At 63.4% G+C, this 21113-nt stretch carries 24 protein-coding genes; 15 read left to right on the top strand and 9 right to left on the bottom strand.

Features of this window, described 5'->3' with window-relative positions; all coding sequences use genetic code 11:
* Positions 1 to 211: 211 nt before the first annotated feature.
* The 7 genes from AC1L34_RS15650 to AC1L34_RS15620 all read left to right on the top strand — a co-directional run bounded on the left by AC1L34_RS15650 (position 212) and on the right by AC1L34_RS15620 (position 5307).
* Positions 212 to 901 (top strand): hypothetical protein, encoded by a 690-nt coding sequence (locus AC1L34_RS15650; protein WP_424322042.1) that lies wholly within the window; start codon positions 212 to 214, stop codon positions 899 to 901.
* A 171-nt stretch (positions 902 to 1072) separates the two neighbouring features.
* A complete protein-coding gene (locus AC1L34_RS15645; protein WP_424322041.1) occupies positions 1073 to 1570 on the top strand; it encodes an alternate-type signal peptide domain-containing protein in 498 nt (165 codons plus the stop codon).
* Positions 1571 to 1592: 22 nt separating this feature from the next.
* Positions 1593 to 2132, top strand: a complete 540-nt coding sequence (locus AC1L34_RS15640; protein ID WP_424322040.1) for a hypothetical protein — start codon at positions 1593 to 1595, stop codon at positions 2130 to 2132.
* Positions 2129 to 3019, top strand: a complete 891-nt coding sequence (locus AC1L34_RS15635) for a signal peptidase I (RefSeq protein ID WP_424322039.1) — start codon at positions 2129 to 2131, stop codon at positions 3017 to 3019. The genes AC1L34_RS15640 and AC1L34_RS15635 overlap by 4 nt, the downstream gene beginning before the upstream one ends.
* A gap of 42 nt (positions 3020 to 3061) precedes the next feature.
* Positions 3062 to 3730 (top strand): SipW-dependent-type signal peptide-containing protein, encoded by a 669-nt coding sequence (locus tag AC1L34_RS15630; RefSeq protein ID WP_424322038.1) that lies wholly within the window; start codon positions 3062 to 3064, stop codon positions 3728 to 3730.
* Between the two features lie 7 nt (positions 3731 to 3737).
* Positions 3738 to 4337 carry a signal peptidase I gene (locus AC1L34_RS15625; protein WP_424322037.1) on the top strand — a complete coding sequence of 200 codons (600 nt, stop codon included), beginning with the start codon at positions 3738 to 3740 and terminating at the stop codon, positions 4335 to 4337.
* On the top strand, positions 4330 to 5307 hold the full coding sequence (locus AC1L34_RS15620; RefSeq protein WP_424322036.1) for a hypothetical protein: 978 nt from the start codon (positions 4330 to 4332) through the stop codon (positions 5305 to 5307). The genes AC1L34_RS15625 and AC1L34_RS15620 overlap by 8 nt, the downstream gene beginning before the upstream one ends.
* Positions 5308 to 5516: 209 nt before the next feature.
* Here the strand turns inward: AC1L34_RS15620 and AC1L34_RS15615 are convergent, their stop codons facing one another.
* Complete coding sequence (locus AC1L34_RS15615) at positions 5517 to 5927, bottom strand: hypothetical protein (protein ID WP_424294356.1); 411 nt, start codon at positions 5925 to 5927, stop codon at positions 5517 to 5519.
* A 565-nt stretch (positions 5928 to 6492) separates the two neighbouring features.
* Here AC1L34_RS15615 and AC1L34_RS15610 point away from each other — a divergent pair.
* From AC1L34_RS15610 to AC1L34_RS15600, 3 genes are all read left to right on the top strand, one after another.
* Positions 6493 to 7176 carry an MspA family porin gene (locus tag AC1L34_RS15610; RefSeq protein ID WP_424294357.1) on the top strand — a complete coding sequence of 228 codons (684 nt, stop codon included), beginning with the start codon at positions 6493 to 6495 and terminating at the stop codon, positions 7174 to 7176.
* Positions 7177 to 7190: 14 nt separating this feature from the next.
* The gene (locus tag AC1L34_RS15605) at positions 7191 to 8258 is read left to right on the top strand and encodes a hypothetical protein (protein ID WP_424294358.1); all 1068 of its coding nucleotides are present in this window, start codon (positions 7191 to 7193) and stop codon (positions 8256 to 8258) included.
* Between the two features lie 162 nt (positions 8259 to 8420).
* Entirely contained in the window at positions 8421 to 8846 is a 426-nt protein-coding gene (locus AC1L34_RS15600) for a hypothetical protein (protein WP_424294359.1), read from the top strand.
* Between the two features lie 185 nt (positions 8847 to 9031).
* On the opposite strand, the gene AC1L34_RS15595 is transcribed toward AC1L34_RS15600, so the two are convergent.
* Positions 9032 to 9391 (bottom strand): PLD nuclease N-terminal domain-containing protein, encoded by a 360-nt coding sequence (locus AC1L34_RS15595; RefSeq protein ID WP_424294363.1) that lies wholly within the window; start codon positions 9389 to 9391, stop codon positions 9032 to 9034.
* 85 nt (positions 9392 to 9476) lie between these two features.
* Between AC1L34_RS15595 and AC1L34_RS15590 the strand changes: the two genes are divergently transcribed.
* Positions 9477 to 10271: a crotonase/enoyl-CoA hydratase family protein gene (locus AC1L34_RS15590; RefSeq protein ID WP_424294360.1), complete on the top strand. Its 795-nt coding sequence runs from the start codon at positions 9477 to 9479 to the stop codon at positions 10269 to 10271.
* Positions 10272 to 10298: 27 nt separating this feature from the next.
* Here the strand turns inward: AC1L34_RS15590 and AC1L34_RS15585 are convergent, their stop codons facing one another.
* The 3 genes from AC1L34_RS15585 to AC1L34_RS15575 are packed head-to-tail and all read right to left on the bottom strand — an operon-like array spanning position 10299 to position 13188.
* Positions 10299 to 10745, bottom strand: coding sequence for an SRPBCC family protein (locus tag AC1L34_RS15585; RefSeq protein ID WP_480034887.1), 447 nt, complete (start codon positions 10743 to 10745; stop codon positions 10299 to 10301).
* A gap of 11 nt (positions 10746 to 10756) precedes the next feature.
* A complete protein-coding gene (locus AC1L34_RS15580; protein ID WP_480034886.1) occupies positions 10757 to 12226 on the bottom strand; it encodes an SDR family oxidoreductase in 1470 nt (489 codons plus the stop codon).
* Positions 12223 to 13188: an SDR family NAD(P)-dependent oxidoreductase gene (locus tag AC1L34_RS15575; RefSeq protein ID WP_424324915.1), complete on the bottom strand. Its 966-nt coding sequence runs from the start codon at positions 13186 to 13188 to the stop codon at positions 12223 to 12225. Before AC1L34_RS15575 ends, AC1L34_RS15580 begins: the two co-directional genes overlap by 4 nt.
* A gap of 131 nt (positions 13189 to 13319) precedes the next feature.
* On the opposite strand from AC1L34_RS15575, the gene AC1L34_RS15570 reads away from it, so the two are divergent.
* From AC1L34_RS15570 to AC1L34_RS15560, 3 genes are read left to right on the top strand one after another with little or no spacing between them, the layout of a single operon-like run.
* The gene (locus AC1L34_RS15570) at positions 13320 to 14192 is read left to right on the top strand and encodes a MerR family transcriptional regulator (RefSeq protein WP_424323644.1); all 873 of its coding nucleotides are present in this window, start codon (positions 13320 to 13322) and stop codon (positions 14190 to 14192) included.
* A gap of 4 nt (positions 14193 to 14196) precedes the next feature.
* The gene (gene macS, locus AC1L34_RS15565; protein WP_424323645.1) at positions 14197 to 15405 is read left to right on the top strand and encodes a MacS family sensor histidine kinase; all 1209 of its coding nucleotides are present in this window, start codon (positions 14197 to 14199) and stop codon (positions 15403 to 15405) included.
* Positions 15406 to 15437: 32 nt separating this feature from the next.
* Positions 15438 to 16064: a response regulator gene (locus AC1L34_RS15560; RefSeq protein ID WP_424293346.1), complete on the top strand. Its 627-nt coding sequence runs from the start codon at positions 15438 to 15440 to the stop codon at positions 16062 to 16064.
* Positions 16065 to 16467: 403 nt separating this feature from the next.
* Here AC1L34_RS15560 and AC1L34_RS15555 read toward each other — a convergent pair whose 3' ends face one another.
* From AC1L34_RS15555 to AC1L34_RS15545, 3 genes are all read right to left on the bottom strand, one after another.
* On the bottom strand, positions 16468 to 16896 hold the full coding sequence (locus tag AC1L34_RS15555) for a hypothetical protein (RefSeq protein ID WP_424293342.1): 429 nt from the start codon (positions 16894 to 16896) through the stop codon (positions 16468 to 16470).
* Between the two features lie 72 nt (positions 16897 to 16968).
* Positions 16969 to 17193, bottom strand: a complete 225-nt coding sequence (locus tag AC1L34_RS15550) for a hypothetical protein (RefSeq protein ID WP_424293343.1) — start codon at positions 17191 to 17193, stop codon at positions 16969 to 16971.
* Positions 17194 to 17479: 286 nt separating this feature from the next.
* The gene (locus tag AC1L34_RS15545; RefSeq protein WP_424293344.1) at positions 17480 to 18169 is read right to left on the bottom strand and encodes a hypothetical protein; all 690 of its coding nucleotides are present in this window, start codon (positions 18167 to 18169) and stop codon (positions 17480 to 17482) included.
* Positions 18170 to 18670: 501 nt separating this feature from the next.
* Between AC1L34_RS15545 and AC1L34_RS15540 the strand changes: the two genes are divergently transcribed.
* On the top strand, positions 18671 to 20575 hold the full coding sequence (locus AC1L34_RS15540; RefSeq protein WP_424293345.1) for a DUF2339 domain-containing protein: 1905 nt from the start codon (positions 18671 to 18673) through the stop codon (positions 20573 to 20575).
* Positions 20576 to 20651: 76 nt separating this feature from the next.
* Here AC1L34_RS15540 and AC1L34_RS15535 read toward each other — a convergent pair whose 3' ends face one another.
* Positions 20652 to 21059, bottom strand: a complete 408-nt coding sequence (locus AC1L34_RS15535) for a hypothetical protein (RefSeq protein ID WP_424322283.1) — start codon at positions 21057 to 21059, stop codon at positions 20652 to 20654.
* Positions 21060 to 21113: the final 54 nt, after the last annotated feature.

The following is a 21113-nucleotide window of genomic DNA, read 5'->3' as shown; positions in this document are numbered from 1 at the left end:
TGTCACGTTCACCCGAACGATTGGTGGCGGCTGTCACGTATGTCCAATTTCAGACTATCGAGATTGTCAGTTTGTGCTGGCAGCCCTACAAAAACGATGGCGTTACAGGTTTCTAGTCCGCAGGCCGGGTACGGCACAAAACCCAACTTTGGGCATCAAAGTGCGTTCTGGGCGTATACCTCACAACTGACCGGCCACCCATCATTTGGGCATGGCTAATACCGCACGAATGATTTCCACTGCACGACGCGCAGCCGTCGTCGCTGCCGCCGGCGCTGCTGCGGTTGCGATGGCCGGCATCGGTACCGGAGCTGCTAACGCGGCTGTGGGCGACGACCTCAACGATTCCTGCATGAGCTTCTCGCAGGACGGTGGCGCAACCTGGGGCGACCAGGATTCCCTCCGGTACGACAACACCATCAACCCGATCCCGGGCAAGTTCGCACTCAACTCCGAGTTCCAGGTGAAGAACACCTGCGACGCCCCGGCCAAGTTCCGCGTGCTGACCGCATTCTGGAAGGTGACTGGCAACGGCACAGCGCAGTTGCGCGCAGACATCGATGGCAAGACCGGCTCGCCCGTCTCCATCACTGGAACCTCGTTGTCAGTCGATGACGCCAAGCTGGTCGCCGAGTCGGGCCGCCTCACCAAGGGCAAGCCCGTGTCGGTGAAGCTCCTGATCGGGTTGCCCTCGAACGAGACCAATCAGGGCTTCGACATCAACCCCGGTTGGGGCATGTTCCTCCAGGAAGTCGCTGGCACCGGCGGTGGCGGAAACGGCGGCGGTACCGGAGGCGGCAGCCTGGACGGTGTCTTCGGCAGCCTCGGCGGATCGGGCAGCCTCGGCGGTCTGATTCCGAGCAGCTTCAACACGTCGGCAACTGTCGTCGCAAACCAGTAGCGCTCAGGCATCTCAACCCGGCCGGCGCGTCGCGTCAGCCAACCACAAACTTCGGTCACCTTGGATTATCGGCCGCAGAAGGTCATTACGACCACCCGCGCAATTCCGCGCGACCCCTCCCTTTGAGCCGGAACACTTCCGGCACCTTCCCTGAACAGGAAACAGGAACACATGAACAAGGCAACCAAGGGCGCTCTCGCCGCAGCCGCAGCCGCAGCCATCCTCGCCGGTGGCGCAGGCACCATGGCCGCGTGGAACTCGACCGCACCCGGAACCGGCGGCGGCACCATCACCGCAGGTTCGATGACGGTTACCCAGCAGCCGGACACCGGCGGCTGGGCTTGGGCTGACGGCACTCCGATCGCCGACATCACCACCATCAAGATCGTTCCGGGCCAGTCAGTCAAGTACACCGCGATCTACAACGTCGAACTCATCGGTACCAATCTGAAGGCAGACCTGGTGCCGACCCTCGGCGGCGTCACCGGCGAACTCGCAGCCCTGCTCACCGTGACCAACACCGGTGGCGGCTCTACAGAAGTCACTGCGAGCGGCCCTCACACCGTCAGCACCACCATCCTTTTCGATCCGGCCAAGGCTGGCGACGACCTCGGCATGAATAAGACCGCAACCCTCGCCGGTGCCACGGTCACGTTGACCCAGAAGTAATCCACCTCCACTAAAGGTCTTCATGAAGCCCCAAATCAAGTGGGCGCTCGCAGCCGCGGCGGTTCTGTTGGTGGGATTCTTTTCCCTCCAGCAGACCGGCGCACTGTGGAGCTCCAACGCATCCAGTAATGGTGGTGGCACCATCACCGCAGGCAAACTCGATATCTCTGCAGGTCAGGGTGGCGTCAAGCAGTTCACCCTTGATGGCATGGAAAAATCCAATGCCGGCCGCGGCGACAGCGTGCAGAAGGCACTGCCAGTCATTAACTCCGGCAACGTGACGATGCAGTACAAGCTAAACGGCATCCAGGTCAATGGCACCGCGCCGCTCACCTTCAGGATCGCCAAGGTTGCAAACGAAGCGGCCTGTACTCCCACCGGCGATGTCGGCACTGAGCTCTACAACGGTGCAGGCAACTCCGCGAGCTTCGCCGCTCAAAAGGTCGCTGCTGGCACCACTGAGGTGCTTTGCTTGCGGGTCACCATCGCCAGTAACGCACAGACGTCGCAGAGCTCGAATGCAACGTTCACGTTCGGTGCAAATTCGGTAGCGGGCGCATGATTTCCAGTCGCGGGACACACCACACCGACGAGACCCAGGTTCTACCGGGTCCCGGCGAGGCAACGACGGTAGCCGCCGACGTGGACGATGAGAAGACTCCACCAATCTGGTGGATCAAGACCATCGCCTCGTACACGCTGCTTGCTGTCGCTGTAGCACTGCTTGCAGTGCTTGTGGTGATCCCGCGACTTACCGGTTCCACCGCTTACACGGTGCTGACCGGTTCCATGCAACCCACATACCCGCCGGGAACGCTGATCGTCGTCAAACCGACTCCGGGAGAAAATCTCGAAGCCGGCGACGTCATCACGTTCCAGCCGAAGTCGGGCGATCCGTCCGTCGTCACTCACCGCATCGTCAGCATCGTCTACGACGCAAAGGGCGTTCAAAAGTTCATCACCAAGGGTGACGCCAACAACGTCACCGATGAGACTCAACTCGTCGCGGAACAAATTCGCGGCAGGCTCATCTACTCGGTGCCATACCTCGGTCGCCTCAACTCGGTCCTTTCAGGATCGACGCGAAGCGTTCTGCTCTTCCTCGCCGCCGGCGCACTCGGTGTTTATGCCCTGTGGATGTGGATCAGCAGTCTCCGTGACCGCAAGAACGGCACAGGTTCCGGCGATCAACCTGATTCCGACGACGAACCGGATGGCGATCCCTCGCCACCGACCGTCGACCCGATGATGGAGGCGATTCAGAACCTCGCCGTACCCGAACAGTTCGTTCCCGCCCAACCGACGTGCCACGCCTGCGGGACACCGCAAGTCGGCAGTAGTCAGTTGGCATATTCGGCTGTTCCCGAACTGCCAAGGCAATACCAATCACCACCGGTCCACGACGGCCCCAGCCAAGTGACCACCCGGCCGATACCGGTCGTCCGCTAAATGTCCCTCACCGACATCTTCCCAACTGACAAGGCAGCAATTATGTCTTCACCCCACGAATCCGGCGACACCGCACGGTCGGGACTGCGTCGACGTCTCGGCGAAACCGGCTGGACGCGCGCTCGCGCCATCGCTTCGCTCGGTATGGTCCTCGGCCTCGGTGCCGTCGGCACCATGGCCGCGTGGTCGGATACCGCATCGGCCACCACCGGGCAGTTCTCCACCGCGTCGGTCGACGTCAAGATCGCACTCGACAGCAAGCGCCCGACCCTCGGCTTCACGTCGCTGAATAAGATCAACCTTGGCAAGGGCGACAGCACCGCCGCGATGTTGCCTGTCAACAACCTCGGCGCGAGCAACTTCACGTACACGATGAAGGCTGTCGCAGCCGACGCCGGAACGTTTGTTCCGCCAGCCAACGTGATGCCCGCAGGTACCGTTCCGTCGGCCAGCGACTTCGCCTCGAACCTCACGGTGACGGTGTACGCCGGAGGGTCCGCAAGTGGCGGCAGCTGCACCGGCGGCACTCAGATCGGCACCGGCACAATGGCTCTCGGCTCACCGGTTAACCTTGTGACCACTGCGCGCCCTGTCAACGTGGCGGCCACCGAGAACCTCTGCATCCAGGCCACACTGAGCTCGGGCGCACCAGTAACGGCACGCATGTCAGCGGTTTCGATCGACTTCCAGTTCGTGGCCACTCAGGCGTGATGCAGCGATGAGTCAGCAAAACGATCAGCCGCAGCGCCGCTCCCGACATGAGCTCGCGCTCAACGTCGGCGCGGTGCTGGGACTGACCTGCATCGTCGTAGCCATCGCTTCCATGCTGTTTGGTATCACACCGCTGGTGTTCCGATCCGGTTCTATGTCCCCGGACATTCCGACCGGTTCGCTCGCCATCGCGCACAGCGTCGACGCGCAAGATCTCAAGGTCGGCGATGTCGTGAGTGTTTACAACGACGCAGGCACCCGCATCAGCCACCGCATCGTGGGCATCAACCCCGGTGTGGATGGCGGTGTCTCGCTGACTCTGAAGGGCGACGCGAACCGCGTTGTCGACCCCGAGCCCTACAACGTGACGGCAGCCGACCACATCATCGCCAGCGTTCCGCTGCTCGGCTATGTCGCGGCGTGGCTGTCGAGCAAGACTGCGATTTTCCTCGGCGGCATCGTCGCCGGAGCCCTGTTGATGCTGGCGTTTGGCCCCATCCGCCGACCCGGCAGCACCACCGCGTCCGACGACGCACCCCAGACCGAATCATCCGCCGAGCCCGCAGACAGTAGCGAGCCCGAGCTTCAGGAGGCCAACTGTGGCTAACATTCTTCAAACTATCCGCGGCAAGGTCCCGTCCAAGCGGGCCTTGTTCGCTATCGGAGGCACCGCCGCCATCGCACTCGGTGTGATGCAGACTGCCGACACCATGGCCGCCGGTACTGATGCTGCGAACGCCGATGCTTCGCAGATCGCGAGCCAGAACTTTGCGCCGGTTCCAATTATCAGTGGCCTGGCATGTAGTGGCCAGACTGGTACCAACAAGGTCGAACTGCGGTGGAACAACCTAGGGCCAGATTTCAAGTACGTCGTCGAAGTGTCGTCTAGCAGCGGCGGCTCCGCATACAAATCCAGCACTGTGACGAGCCCTAACTCCGGGAATCTGCAGATCAACGGAGGAACCTTTAAGGGCAAGGTTTACTCGTACGCGCGCGTACGAACACAGAACATCTCGACTGGCGAAATCTCCGAAGGCTTCAGTGAGTGGTTTGTCCTGAATTGGGAAGCAACTACCTATTGCACCGGCCAAAGCACAGGTTTCAACGGCAACAAGGATATTGCGGATTGGCAGCAACAAGCGGATTGGAATCCCGGCACTCCCGCCCATCGGACTAGCAACGGCGCCTCCCGTACCGCACCTCCTGGTTCAAGCGATGCAGCGAGCCCATCGACTCCGTCCCCTAGTTCCTCGACACCTTCGGCCGCACCGTCTGAGACTCCGTCGTCAACGCCGCCCTCAGCACCAAGCACGCCGTCGTCCGCCCCGAGCACCCCGTCGTCTGAGGCACCGGCAACCACCGAGCCCTCCACTCCGGCACCCGAGCCGAAGATCACCGTCAGCGTCGGTGTTGCTGGCGAAGCTGCAGGCTTCACCATTTACAAGGACGGCGTTGAGTCGTGTTCCGCTGACAAGGCTCCGAGCGACAAGGTCAATGTCGGAGGCAACGAAGTCACCATCACCACTGCTGACGGCGCAGTGAAGAAGGTCAACCCGGACACCTGCGCAGTCTCGTAGCGCGCGTCAAACAAAACTAGCGATGGACGTTTGGCCGATTACCGGCCGAGCGTCCATCGCTATTTTGTTTGCGGAAGCGGATGACTCAGCCCTCGCAGCCCGCTTCCCTATCGCCCCACCGCTTCTCGGGACCAGCCGCCAATTAAGCGTGTACCTTTCCGCCATATAGCGCCAAAAAGGTACACGCCTAAGCTTCGTCGGCCGGGCGGCTACTTGGGCGTCGCGCCCAGCGCTTGGCTGACCGTTTGGTTGGGGTCCGTCGAGCACATCAGCTTGGCGAGCGTTCCGGCGATGCCCTGATTGTTCGGATGAATCTTCGTCTTACCGCCAGCGATGATCGCACCGCCAACAGCCGTTTGGGTTGCCTCGTCGAGCGTCATGAACTCGGCGCACGTCATAGTCAACGCATTCGCGGGAGCGTTCGCTGGCGGCGGGATCGGCGTGAACGTCGGATCCGGAACAGTGGTCGACGACGACGTCGAAGACGAAGTCGTGGTCGACGTGGTGGAAGCACTCCCATCGGCCTTCACCGGCGAACCGTCATTCGACGAGCAGCCAGTCAACGACACAGCCCCCAAGACCACCGCGCAAGCAGCTACCGCAAAACGTTGCTTTGCCATGTCGAGGAGCTTAGATGAGGCGGCAGCGGGTACTTGAGTTTTGCCATTCGGATGGATGGGTGCGCTGTCGGCCTGTGGCACGGCGGGTAGCGGTCGAGACTCGGTATCCACCGTGGGTGGCAAAGCCCGACAGAGCGCCATCCGGCGAGACAGAAGGGGCACAGCTTCGCTCGCCGCCAGATCCCCCGGCGTCTCTCAACTAGATCCCTCCGGACCGGACCCGGCGATTGAAGCGCTCACCGAAACGCTCCCCGACTCCCATCCCGACAGCGCCCGTAGTCGGCTTTTAGGGCGATCGCGGGCGCACGCACCCTTCCGCAATGTCCGAATTGCGGCGTGTATTTATCCGGACCGGATAAATCTTTCACACCCCTGACCTGCACAGACGATACAGTTTCACGACCTTAATGTTGCTAGGAGTTTGCTGTGGGTATCGAATGGGGCACGAGAGCAACTCGCTCTCAAACAGTCCGATCCGCAACAGGCATGCGTGGTCGGGGGGAACTGTTACAAAACGCCACCAACAGCACTGTGTGGCAACACAAACAAGACAGGGGGGATCGTCGTGCCACGACACATCACCAAAGGATTGCTACTCGCGATAGTCACGATCTGCGGGTTAGCTACAGCGTTGCTAGCTGGACCAGCCGATGCCAAGACCAACCACACCCGCGAGGGTGTGGACATCACCTTGACCGCATCGAAACTGCACGCGCAGAAGATCCCGGCGTTGGATTCCTCGCCCATGTCAGGGGAAGCGCTGCTGTCCTCGGATGTGCATGCCGCGGTCGCCAACATCGACGGCAAGACCGTGCGGGCCACCGTCGAGGTCGGCTATCAGATCGGGTACCCGGTCTCGGTGGCCCCGAGCGGGGTCAAGGTCACCGCGCACACACCGGAACTAAAGCTCTCCGGAGGCGTCAACGCCAAGGTCGCCCCCGAGGTCACCATCTCCGGCTCCGGCGGTGGCGGCAAGCTCGGTGAGGTCGGCGGCGAACTCGGTGCCGACGCGACCGTGATCCCGTCCGCAGACCTGGAGTTCGAGGTCGGCGCCGGCAAAATCACGACCGTCACCCTCGCCGAGATTGCGTTGACTAAGCCCACGGCCGACATTGTGCTGTCTGGGATTGAACTCAATACCACCAACGCTCTCGGCCCGATCAGCGTACGGCCCTTCGCCAAGATCTCCGTCACCACCGAGACCGGCGTCTACGTCTACTACGACCACGGCCCCACCAGCCGCATCTGAAAAGGGCCGAGAAAATGTTGAACACAAATTCCATTCGGGCCGACAACGAGCGCGGTTCTCTAAGAGTTGCCTTCGCCGGCTTCCTTGCGATCGTCGTCGCCTTGGTCTTGGCGTTGTCGCTGGCCCCGGCAGCATCAGCGGAGACCCCGGCTCAACGCTGCCAACGCGAAACCAACGCCTACAACAACGCTTGGAAGGCTGTCGGCCAGAAGCCTCCGGCTCCATACCGCTGCGGAAGCAACAACGCACCGCCACCGACCCTCTCGCCATCAACACCGGAATCGATTCCTGATGAGGCACTAGAGCCCACGGCTTCTGCACAGGAAGACTCTGGTGACGGGCCAAATATCAATGCGCCCACTGAACGTCGCCAGATCGAGCATCCAGGGGCAGGGCAGAAGCCGATTGGCGAAAACCCCTCGCGATCGACCACTACGACCACGTCGCATCCAGAGTTGCAAACCACGTCTGTCGCGCGTCCCGATCCTGTGCGCCCGACCGCGGCAAACAAACCACGGAGTCCGGACTTCACTTCCAGTACTCTGCGTTCGGTCCTTGATATCAACGACTACAAGAAGGATGTGTCGGGAACTGGTTGCATCCCGGGTGAAGATGCCGGTTGCGATGGAGGACCAGGTCGAGGCCGCAGCATGTGCCTAGGCAAGGTTGGCTTCGGATGTCATGACTACCGATTCGAGACCGAGTACATCAAGACCGACCGGACGGTCGACTACTCGAAGGTGGTCGCGTCCTGCGGATCTAATGTAGCGATGCAGTCGTTCTGCGACCCCACCCTCACTAAGGAATACTCCGTTACTGTCGAAACTAAGTGGGAAATGGGCGAAGGCCCAATCAAGGCCGAGGTTGGACTGTCGGCCTCATCGACGACGACCGTTCAGATCAACTGCGGAAATCCACTAAATCCCGAACTCTATTCTCGCGTCGACGTCTACCCCTCGAAGGTAGTCCCGGAATATTCCCTCGCCATGTTCAACAGAGACAACAACGACCTCATCGAAAGGTCCGGCCCCCACCACGGCTCCGAAACCGTCTCACACATGTGCAACTACGTGCTCAAGTAGAGGATCGAGAAACTGATGAAAATCGCTGCCAGAAACGACATCCGAGATTTAATGGCTATCGCCCTTGGCCCTATTGCAATGGTTCTCCTCCTCACGTCCTGCTCAGAGGATGCGTCCGCGAATGACGCTAAATCGCCGTCGTCCTCCTCAACCGCTTCCACCATGACTGATCGCAAGGTCATCGATTGGAAGGAAGTTCCCGCGCAAGCTCTCATTGGGGGAGACGCAAGGGAAGTAGCCGGATCGCTAACACCGTTTGACGCCAAGTACGACGGCGAGAAGGGACAGTCGATCGGTGGCGGTGTCCCCTATCAACTGGGTGGCCGGACCATCGCAACGACGTTCATGAACGCCACCGAAGCTGCGATCGGAAAGACGTCGGAGGTGGCAGGAGACAGCGTGATCATCGGGGCCTGCGTACACGCTGAAAAGTCGAGGTACAACATCGTCCTCAACGTTGTCTCACGCGAGAACGCGACAACCGACGTGGTCATGAGAGGCAAGCAGGGAAAGTTCCCTCCTGAAAAGAACGACTGCAACCCTCACGCCGAAGTCCCTTTCCCTGTCCTGGAGAAACCCGCTGAGTAAGGAAATCAGTATCATATGAGGATTGCATTCGCCATCCTGGAACGGCGACGGACCACCGGGCAAACCTGACAAGGGCCAGAGAAACCTCTGAGCACAGCTATATCGAAGCCGACCACAGTTCTAGTTCGATTAGCCTCGATCTGTCATTGGTTAGGGTTCATGTCCGGTGTGGTCTCCACCAAGATTCAGTCAGAGGACTCCGACTCATCCGCTTCCTTAGCCTTGCGTCGCTGCGACTCGGCGCGTTCGCGGGCCTGGCGTTGGAACTCTTCGACGTCGCGTCGTACCTGTTCCGGAGTCTGATTTGGCCGTTCGTATTCCGGGAATCCGGCTGTCGGACGCGATCCGCGAGGCGACGCCACAGACCCCGGCCCCTCGGGGCGTCCCACCAGAAACCAGATCACCGAACCGACCAACGGCAAGAAGATCACGATCAGCACCCACGCGACCTTCGGCAGATGTCGCACCCGATATTCCTCGGCCACAATCACGTCGATGAGCGCGATCACCCACATCGCCAACACCAGCAAGCTCACTAACGGCATGGTTCCCCCACTGTCGCCGACAACGAATACCCGAGCATAGTGCCCACAACCCGAACTACCCGGCATTGCCGATAGCCTCCTACCCATGAGCAACATCAGCTACGAAGTCCGCGACAACGTCGCCCACGTCCGACTCGACCGCCCCGAAAAGCACAACGGACTCACCCTCGACATGCTCGACGACCTCACCGCGGCCGCCGACCGCGTCGCCAAAGACAGGTCCGTGCGGGCCGTTGTCTTGGCGGGCGAAGGTGAATCCTTTTCTTCCGGACTCGATTTCGCGTCGGCCGGTAAGGAACAGAAGCGCATCATGCGGAACCTGATTCCCAAGCGCGCCTCGGCCGCCAATAATTTCCAGGCCGCCGGTTGGGCATGGCGCAGCGTGCCCGTCCCAGTCATCGCCGTCGTCACCGGGCACTGCTTCGGCGGCGGCCTGCAGATCGCGCTCGGCGCCGACTTCCGCTACTCCACCCCGGACGCCGACTACTCGATCATGGAAGCCAAGTGGGGCCTCATCCCCGACATGTCCCTGTCGGCGAGCATCGCCCAACTCACCAGCATCGACGTCGCCAAGCGTCTTACCATGACGGGCGAAAAGTTCAGCGCCCAGCAGGCGCTCGACTGGGGTTTGGTCAGCGAGATCCACGACGACCCGTTCGCCGCGGCCGACGCCTTCATTGACGTCATCAAAGACCGTTCACCCGACGCCGTCGCCTCGTCGAAATCGTTGTTTGAGAACACTTGGTACAACGGGTCGCGACTGTCGTTCCCCGTGGAACAAGCGCTGCAGGTCCGGCTCCTGCGCGGAAAGAACGCGGCGATCGCCCGCAAGGCAGGCATCGCCAAGGAGAAGCCCGAGTTCGTCGAACGACAGGTATGACCCAGTAAATAAGGCCCAGCGGGGCCGTCAGCCGACCGCCCGCTCCAGCCTCTGCAGTTCTCGGGAGAGACCCTGCGCGCCCTGGTCCAGCAGCCGCCGGACGGCAATCTTGAGCACCGGCTCGGCGATCGCGAGGACACCCTTGAAGTCGAAGGCCACCGCGTAGGTGACGGCGGTGCGCGCGGTCCCCTCAACAATCGTGATGGTGTCGACGGCGGTGATCGACTTCTTCTGGCCGCGCAGCCGAATCAAGTTGTGCGGTTCCAGGTCGGTGACCCGATAGTCGAGCTCGGTACTGCGGCCAGCGAACATGCTCTCAACGCGGTACTCGGTGCCCACTCCGCCGTCGCCGGAGAGCCGATGCACCGAGACTGCGTTGGGGTCCCAGTCCTCGGCGTTGCCGAAGTCGGCGAGGTAGGTAAAGACGGCCTCGGCCGGTGCCTCGGTATACACGGTGCGCTGCAACTCGATCATGCGATGCCTTTCTAGGAGTGATCATCTGGCGTGGCCGCGGCCTCGCCGGTAATGTTGCGGGCCATCCCGCTGAAGATGGCGTTGTGAAAGGGAACGATCGATGCCCAGTAGAGGTGCCCGGCCAGACCGTTCGGCCGGAACAGCGCCCGTTGACGGTAGGTGGTGCCGCCGTCGTCGTTCGGAATCACCGAAAGCTCCAGCCAGGCATCGCCCGGCACCTTCATCTCGGCGCGCAGGCGCAGTAGTCGCGGACGGTCGAGTTCCTCCACCCGCCACCAGTCCAGGGCCTCCCCGACCCGCAGCCGTCGCGGGTCGCGCCGTCCGCGCCGCAGGCCGACTCCGCCGGTGACGCGATCGATCCAGCCGCGCACCGACCACGCCAGCGGGAACGAGTACCAGCCGGTCTCGCCGCCAATCGCCTCGATCACGTCCCACAGCGCCTCCGGGCTGGCCGACGTCGTGGTCTCCCGCTCGTCCTTGTAGAGGGTGCCGCCGGACCACGAGGGATCGGACGGCAGGGGGTCGGACGGCGCGGGCGAGGAATCAGCGTCCGACCATCGAGTCGGCACATCGAGGTCCTTGATTCGGGTGAGGGCCAACTCCACCGCGCGCTCGTACCCGATGGCACCTTCGGGCGGATCCGGGATGTACTCCGCGATGTCGTGCTCGCGGCACACCACCTCGTGGATCAGCGATTCCATCAGCGGCACGGCGATCGACCGCGGCACCGGCGTCACCAGGTTCACCCATTGAGCCGAGAGCCACGGCGTCAGCACCGGGACCGGTACGACGACGCGTCGCGGCAGCCCGGCGATCACCGCATACTTGCGCATCATGGTCAGGTAGGTGAAGACGTCCGGTCCGCCGATGTCGAAGCTGCGGTTCACCTCGGCGGGCAGGCTCGCGGCACCGACCAAGTAGTAGAGGACGTCACGGACGGCGATCGGCTGAATGCGGTTCTTGACCCACCGCGGCGTGATCATCGCTGGCAGTCGTTCGGACAGGTAGCGCAGCATCTCGAAGCTCGCCGATCCCGACCCCAGGATCACCGCGGCCCGGAGTTCGGCCGTAGGCACGCCACTGGCGCGCAGCGTCTCCCCGACCTCGGCGCGCGACGCCAGATGCGGCGAGAGCTCCTCCGACTCCGGCACCAGCCCGCCCAGATAGACGATCCGTTGCAGGCCGGCAGCGTGGGCCGCTTCGCCGACCAGGTGGGCGGCGCGACGGTCGACGTCGACGAAGTCTCTCTGCACCAGCGAATGCACCAGGTAGGAGAGCACCTGTCGGCCGGCCAGCGCCGCGGCGACCGACTGGAGGTCGGTCACGTCGCCGGGCACCACCTCGACGTCGTCGCGCCACGGGACGTCGTCGAGCTTGCTGGGCGTGCGCGCCATCACCCGCACCTGGTGGCCGGCGCGCAACAGTTCGGGCACCAGACGTCCGCCGATGTATCCGGTGGCGCCGAAGACCACCACCTTCATCGTTCCGCACCATTCGCGTCGAGGGCGGCAGCCTTGCGCACCTGCTCCCAGATCAGCCGACGGTCGTGCTCGCTGAACCGCGTCCTCGGCAGATAGTGCTCCGGGCGAGGTTCGCGGTCGTGCCAGAAGAGACCGGTGTTCGGACGGGGCCGGGTGGCGGCCAGCCACACCGCGGTGTCGGCACCCTGGTCGGCGCTGCGCAGCAGCGGTGCCGCGACCTTCTTGAAGCCCGGCAGCGAATCGGCGACGCCGGGCGTGTCGACCCATCCCGGATGCATCCCCGCCACCAGCACCCCGGCCGCCTGCCAGCGGTCGGCCAGGATCGGCAGCAGCGCGGTCTGCACGCGCTTGCTCCGTGCATAGGCGCGAGCGCCGCGATAGTCGCCGGCGCGGTACTCGAGATCGTCCACCGGGAGTTCTGCGGTGTACATCCCGCCCGACGACATGAAGATCACCCGCGCGTCCGGACTGTCGGTCAGCGTGGGCTCCAGCAGTTCGGTGAGCAGGATCGGTCCCAGCACATGCGCGGCCAGCGAGAGCTCGTGGCCTTGCGCAGACTCGGTCCGCTGCGGCGGCATCACGCCTGCGTTGTGGATGATGATGTCGACCCCGGCGGCGGCGAGCCGCGTCGCCAGACCACGCACCTGATCGAGGTCCGAGATGTCGCACAGTTCCACACGCACGGTCGCACTCGGGTGACGGTGGATGATCTCCGCGCGGACGGCGTCGGCCTTGTCCTGACTGCGGCCGATCAAGATCGGGTGTCCGCCCAGCGCGGCGATGCGACCGGCCGTGGCGGCGCCGATGCCGGACGTGCCGCCGGTGACCGCCACGGTGCGATTGGCCAGCGAACCCACCGCGGGATCGTCGGCGTCCCAGCCACGTGCACGCAGCCCGAATCCCAGTCGCGAATAGCCGCCGATCACCGATCGGTCGAGCGCGTTATCTACCAGGCCTATCATCGCTCCTCCTTCGTCGATCTGACTTGGACAGCGGATCTCAACTCCCAACATTACACAGATCAAAGCATTTGTCGAAGGTTATGATTTGGCATGATCAACCGGAAGTACCGAACGTGAGATCGGAGGACGCCATGAGCGAGGGGCTGCGGATTGGCGATGTGGCTCGTCTGGTGGGAATCTCCACCACCACGCTCCGCGCCTGGGAGCAGCGCTACCAGGTGGTGACGCCCACCCGATCGGCGCAGTCGGGCTATCGGCACTACGCGGAGGCCGATGTGGAACGTCTGCGGCACATGCGCGCGCTGGTGCAGTCGGGGATCGCCCCCAGCCGCGCCGCGACCATCGCCCGAAGCACCCTCCGACCGCCGTCGGACTCGCTCCCGGGCACTGCCCCCTCACTTCTCGACGATCGCAGCGCGCTGGTGCACGCGGGCGTCTACTACGACGGCCCGCAACTGCAGGCGTTGCTCGACGCTGTCTTCGACGCCGCTGATCCCGAGGAGGCCATCGAGCGATGGTTGCTGCCTAATCTCGTCGAGGTCGGGACGGCGTGGGAGCACGGGCGGCTGAGCGAGGTGGCCGAGCACTTCGTGGCCGCCGCGGTGATGCGCAAGCTTGGCTCCCTCTTCGACTCGCTCACCGCGACCGGCCGACGCGTCGTGGTGGGACTGCCGCCTCACGGCCGTCACGAGATCTCCGCGCTAGCCTTCTCCATATGTTTGCGGCGGCGCGGCCTGGACGTCCTCTACGCGGGTGCCGACGTGCCGCTGACCAGTTGGCGGCACTTCGCGGCCGATTGGGCACCGCAGACTGTGGTGCTGACCGCGACCATGGCCGAGGACGTCCCGCCCGCCGAGGAGACTGCGGCGGCACTGACGGAGCAAGGGGTCCCGAAGGTGTTCGTCGGCGGCCAGCACGCCGAGAGCGTGCGGGGGGCCATCGCCCTTCCGGAATCGCTGCCGCTGGCCGCCGATGTGGTGGCCCGAGCGACGGAGAAACGATGAGGGGATGGCTGTGAGCCGCCCGCCGCGCAGCACCGGAATTGCCGCCGACCCCGCCGCCATGTGGCGCGGGCTCGACGACGACGATCCCGTCGGCCCCATGTGGCGGGCGGCCCAAATCTTCCGGGCCGTCAGCTTTATCTACGCGCTCGGATTCATGGTCGCCATCAACGGCGACCTGCAACGTCCCACCATCGCGTGGGTGCTGTTCGGGGTGTTGACGGCCGCCAATGTTTGGTGGACCGTCGGCTACCTCACCGGCTTTGGGCGACGCTGGTGGTTCGTCGGCGTTGAGGTCGCGCTGTCGATGGCGATGATGCTGTCGACCGAGTTCGTCGCCACCCGCGACTGGATTGCCGACAATCAGACCTGGCCCACCACGTTGTGGATGGCGAACGCCGCCCTGTCTGCGGCGATGATCGGCGGCGCGCGCTGGGGACTCGTCGGAGCCGTCGCGATCAGCGCGGCCAACTATTACGTCAAGGGCGAGGTGATGCTGAACTTTGGTCGCAACGCCACCGCCATCCTCCTGATCGCCGCTGCCATGGCCGTGGGGATGGCCGCCTCCCGTGCACGACTGTCACACGCGCGCCTCGTCGCCGCCATCAGCTTTGCCGCGCAGTCGGCCGAACGGGAACGCCTGGCCCGCGAGGTGCACGACGGCGTCTTGCAGGTGCTGGCCCTGATCTCTCGACGTGGCCGCGAAATCGGCGGTCCCACAGCCGAACTCGCGACCCTCGCCGCCGAGCAGGAACGCGTGTTGCGGCAACTGATCTCCGACGGTGCCCCGCCCCCGACCGACACCGACGACCGCGACCTCGGCCCCGCCCTCCGCGCCCTCGCCGGCGACCGAGTGCACGTCAGCACCCCCGCCGAACCGGTAACGCTTGATGCGACCGTCGTCGCCGAAGTGATGTCGGCGGTGACCAACATTCTCGACAACGTCGAACGCCATGCGGGCACCGACGCCCAAGCGTTTGTGCTGTTGGAAGACCTCGACGACGAGATCGTGGTCAGTGTCCGCGACGACGGCGTCGGCATTGAGCCGGGGCGTCTCACGCAGGCCGCCAACGAAGGTCGTATGGGGATTACGCGCTCGGTGATTGGGCGCATTGAAGGGCTTGGCGGCACGGCGCGGTTGGAGTCCGCGCCCGATGCCGGAACAGAATGGGAGCTGACCGTTCCGGTCGGCGAGCGAAAGGCAGACCTGCAGTGACGCAAACACCCACCGATCGGCCGTTGCGCATCATGGTGGTCGACGACCATCCGATTTGGCGCGAAGGCGTGGCCCGCGACCTCGCCGAAGAGGGCTTCGACGTGGTCGCCACCGCCGACGGTTGTGCCAGTGCCGCCGCCCGCGCCGCCGCGGTCCTCCCCGACGTGGTCCTGATGGACATGCAGATGCAAGACGGCACCGGCGCCGACGCGACCGCCGCCGTATTGGAAGTCCACCCCGGCGCGCACGTGCTGGTGCTGTCGGCGTCGGACGAACGCGACGACGTCCTCGAGGCCATCAAAGCGGGTGCGCTGGGATATTTGGTGAAGAGCGCGCAACGGTCGGAGTTGGTGGCGGCCGTCCGCGCGACGGGCGACGGTCAGGCCGTCTTCACTCCCGGCCTCGCAGGTTTGGTGCTGGGCGAGTACCGCCGCATCGCCCGCTCCCCCGAACCCAACACCCCTACGCTGACCCAACGCGAAACCGAGGTGCTGCGTCATGTGGCGAAGGGACTGTCGTCCCGGCAGATCGCGACCCGCCTGAGCATCAGCCCGAGGACCGTCGAAAACCACGTCGGCGCCGCCCTCCGGAAACTGCAGTTGGGAAACCGAGTTGAGTTGGCGCGCTACGCGATTGAGCACGGGTTGGACGCGGAGTAGCGGAGTTCCCGGCTTCCCCAGCCCCCGATCAACCTTTCCCTCCCGCTCTTTCCCGGTCTCCATTGCCCCGCTGCTCCGCCTTCCGATCTCCGAGTAAGGGTGCGAGCGCAGCGAGCATCCGCATCGAGGAGCACGTACTCAAGGCTTCCCCAGCCCCAGCACAATCTCACGGACTCTTCGATGCGCTCCCTCGCTACGCTCAGTCGCTTACTCAGAGATCGGGAAGCGGGCCGGAAGGCCATGGGGAGTTCATTTCCTCAGAGATCGGGAGGCGCGGCGAAAGGTAACCAGAACTTCTGTCGAACCAGGGGCCTTCGAGGGCAATTTTTGCCGTCGGAGGCCTCTGGTTTTACAGAAGTTCTGGGTCATTCTCCGAGACGGGTCTCCGCCGCTGAAACGCGGGTTAGCTCGAGGACGAGATCGGCAGCCAACTGGGCCACCACGGCGGTCGCCCGCTCGGGCAATCCGGGGTATGACCTGGGACGTCCATGTAAAGCACGGCCAGGTAAATCACGAGGGCAGTCACCAGGAGGCTGAACACCATCGGCACCCATGGTCGACGACGCCCCAACGCGAACGCGGTGATTGCATAAGCCGCCGGGATCACCAGGAATGAAACAACGGTGAGGCCCGGCCCCAACAAGAAGAGGATGTACCACCCCTCGCCTGGACCACTGTCTGCTCCGGGGAACGGTTCGCACGCGGCAATCAGTTTCGTCCGGAGCCCAAGGCTCACGAAGACCGCGACAAGACTCAGGATTGGGCAGATAACTAGCCCCACCAGGATCAGCCATTCCCGTTTGGGCTTTTCTCGCGCTGCCGCCTCCGTCACGTAGGTGAGTATGCCGGTGCGGGTAGCTCGCCCCCGCCGCCTGAATGACGAGGGGCCGAAAAGGGCGGTGTTCTACTCGCCCTTCGCCACGAAGATCAGCGTGTTCTGCTCCGGCAGCATGAAGACTTTTGTCCACCAGCCTGCGCCAGCAAAGTCGCGGTCCAAGGCGTCAGACGCCAAGAACGGACCAGCCGGGACCTGATCTCGCAGTTCCGCAACAACGTCCGGCACCCGATTTTGAGTGACCGGCGAATAGGTCTTCATAATCTGTTCGACGTCGGCCGGCGAGAGCTTCACGACACCGTCGATCCAATACGTTGACGGTCCCGGCGCGCGATCACTATCGCCAATAGTTCCCGAGCTCCACTTTGCCGATAGCGCCGACCCAAGAAGCAGGAACCTGGACTGCAATGGGGCTAGATCAGTCCGCACCTCATGCGAGCCGGTCTTCACCGGATCTTGCGATGTTTGCAATTCGTTGCCACGTTCCTGTGTAGACGGCGTCGAGCAGGCCGTTGCGGATAGAACTATCAAGAAAGACAATGCGCCGACAATTGTCCGGCGAATCATTTGACATTGCATTTTAACGATCCTCACCGCCGCGGTTTTCTTCAGGACTGCCTTCGTCGCTGATGGTTAGCGAATCCGGGTCGCCAATCTTCCAGCTGACGGTTCGAGTGATTTCCCCGCTGGAGTCAAAGGGCTTTGCCCAGCCAATTTCAGTGAACCTGCCGTTATCATCATCAGGGGCTCCCGACGCGATGTCGTGCTGTCCCGGGCTGAAATCGTAGCGGTCGACCGCATGGACCGTCACTGTCATTGTGACAGTGTCCCCGTCAACCACCACATCACCACTACTCCACTGCTGGTAGCAGCCGATTGCTTTCTGCCAGTTCTCAGTTGTCGGATATTCGCTGTTGCCCCGAGCTTCGGTGCTCGTGAACGAAAATTCAGTCTGGCCCTGTTGAATCATCTCTTCGACGCCACGTTGAGTGTTGCGAATTTCGTCGTCGACAGACTTCTTAACGCCCTCGTCTTCGCGGTAAGCTTCTTCATAATCGAATTCCACCGGCTCGCCATTGTTGTCCCAATAGTGCGCGTACATCGCAGTCGCGTCATCCATATCGGGCTTACCAAGTTGCGCAGCTTTAAGTATCCCCAACCACTTGGCCTTTTTAGCAAAGTCAGCGAGATTACTGTCTTTACTGTTGTACTCATAGGTTTCATCCCACACGATGGGCGGAGCACTCTTATCCCCGAACTTATAACCCACAACGGAGACCGAATCCCCGGACGGAGCCCCCGCATCGATATCCGGTTCCGGCGAGTTTAATTCCGAGTCCCTGCCCGCCAGCTTAACCATAAGAGCCGGAGGCAAGTCCCTGGCCGCAATGTTCCTCGAATACCGCGATGGCGACTTACCCTGAGCGAGAGCCGTCGGTGCCCCTTTGCCAGCTTTCGGAGCGGCCGCATTTCCAACGGGTGCAATATCCGAGCTAGCGAAATTTGTTTGCGTGACGGTAGGGGCCTGCTTCGTTTGTGGGGCCGATCCCGCCGAAATTACTCCGCCGTTTGCCAAGTGAGTTTCTCCAAGAGTCTTCAACACATGGGCACGCAAGTTCCGAAAACTTAGCAGCCAATACACAAGGCCAACAAACCGGGCATCTCACCCAGGGTTGGCGGTCCCGCGATCAAGCGCGCACGCGCAAGTCCCCACGCCTTCTGCGTAGTTCTACTCGTGTCTGCCGCACCCTGTTCCACCAGGCTTAATGGCATGAACAACAACAGTGATCCAGCAGTCGCGGCCGCCCGCCTCGGCGACCAGCTGTCGAGTATTGCGGGCAGGATGTCGACCCTCTCGTCCGACTTCGCCGAACTCTCCGCCAGCCTCGGCAAGCCGGTCACCGTGACGGCACCCCAGCCCCAACCTCGGCCAAATCCGCAACCCCAACTCCAGTACGCGACGGCGACCCCGTTCGGTCGGCCTCCGGTGCAGCCCTACAACCCGCAGACCGTCTACCCCCAGACCGCCGCCCCACAGCAGCACGTCGGCTACCCGCAGCATCCAGGTGCTCGCCAGTTTGTGCCGCCGCAGCCGCCGGCCCCGAAGCGCAGTTTCAGCGAGCGGATCTCGGACGCTGCCGAGCGCGGTCTCGTCGGTCGCATCCTCGCAGCTGTCGGCGTTGGCATCACTCTGATCGGCGTCATTCTGCTGCTGGTTCTGGCCGCGCAGGCCGGACTCTTGCGCCCCGAAGTCCGCGTTGCGGGCGGCGCTCTGTTTGCCGCGGCCCTCGTCGGTATCGGCGTGCGGATCGGTCGTCGGGAGGAAAAGCGTTCCGGCGCAGTCGCACTCGTCGCTACCGGCGTCGCGGCCGCCCTGTTCGACGTCCTCGCCGCGACCACCATCTACCACTGGCTTCCCGAGATCGCCGCGATCGTGCTCGGCGCTGCCATCGGCGCTGCCGGGCTCGCGGTGGCGCATCGCTGGAACAGTCAGACCCTCGGTCTCATGGTCTCCATCCCGCTCCTGACCTTTGCTCCCGTCGCTGCGGGCGGCGTCGACGAAGTCCTCGTTAGCTTCATGCTCGCCTACGCCGCGTCGACCCTGTGGTTGCAAATGGGCCGCGACTGGACCGCACTGTTTGTGGTCAACACCGTCGCCGCAACGCTTCCGCTGTTCGCCTACCTCAACTCCAGCGAGCCGTTGGCTTGGTTCGCTGCCGTAGCCGCGCTCATCAACCTGGCGATGGCACTCGGTTCGACGATGCTGCTGGCACCGTCGAGCAGCCGCAGCACCCTGCTCGGCGTCACCGCCGTGTTTGCTGGACTCCCCGTGGCGATGCTCGGCAGCCTCGACTCGATCAGCCGCCACACGGGTGCCGCCATCGTTGCCATCGCCGCCGTCGCATTCATTGCGGCAGCACTCATTTCCCGCGGTCAGACCAAGATTTCGTATGGCTGCCGCGTTCTGTGGCTGAGCGCCGGCGCCCTGTTCCTGGCGCTCGCGATGGGTGCCGCGCTGGATGCGTCGATGATGCCGCTCGGCCTCCTGGTTGCTGCCATGGTGGTGCTCATCGCGGCTCGCTGGTCCGACGATCTTGAACTCCCCGTCCGCATTATCGGTACCGTGTTTGTCAGTATCGGGCTGCTGGCGTTGCTCGCGGTCGGCGGCGTTAACCAACTGCTGATCCCCGGCTCGCTCAACACCAGCCAGCAGGCCACGCTCCTCATCGGTGCGCTGGTGGGCCTGGCGACCGTCACCCTCGCGACCCGCGATTGGGGTGAGACGGCGTCGTCGAAGCAGCAGCTCTGGCTGGTTGGCGGCCTGATCGACCTGTGGCTGATCACCGAATTGTGCGTCAGCGTCGGCAATCTCGTCACCGGCGGCAGCGACGGCGGCTTCCGTGGCGGCCACCTCGCAGCCACCCTGGTGTGGTTCGGTTCAGCGGCAGCCGCCCTCCTGTGGGCACGCACTCTGGCCGGGAGCGCACGGTCGTTGACGCTCGCAACCGGGCTCGCCATCATCACCGCAGCGGTCGCGAAGCTCTTCCTCTTCGATCTCGCCGCCCTCTCCGGCATCTACCGCGTCATCGCGTTCATCGTCGCCGGCCTGGTGCTGCTGTCGCTGGGTGTGGCGTACGCGCAGCGTCTGACGTCCGACGAGCCCGCAGCCCAGTAGAAACAAGGCAGTAGAAACAAGACAGTGGCGGCCCTCCCCGAGTTGGGGAGGGCCGCCACTGTTTGATGTTGAGCCGCTACTTTCTGGCTTCGACAACCAGGAGCACTGCCACCACCGTGGTCACCGACCCGACGAGCGCGACAGCGCTGCCAACATGGGCACTGAACCCGTCGTTCGGGAAGAAGACGCACATCACGGCGGCGAGCGTCCCAAAGACGGCGAAGGCCTCCGCCGCATTCGCGCGCTTCCAGTCGAGGATGCCCATCAGCCGGAAGATCATCAGGATCAGGACGCCGATCGCACTGCCACCGGCGTACCAATGCCACGAGCTCCCCTGCGCGTCGAAGCCGTTCAGAGTGGTCGCCGGGTCGCCGGACACTTGGTACCAGGGCATCACGTACGAGACCAGTGTCAACACAGCCCCCGCCATAGCGACAACGGCGGCAGGCGAGAACCCGGTGTAGGTCTCGCGGTTTCGTGCCATCTCTTCTCCGACCGTCGTGCAGGCCCGTCGCTCCCCGATTGAGGTTGCGCTGTA

Source organism: Gordonia sp. 34D (assembly GCF_056682775.1).
The sequence above is the reverse complement of the archived record's forward strand: the minus strand, read 5'-3'. Positions and strand labels throughout refer to the sequence as shown.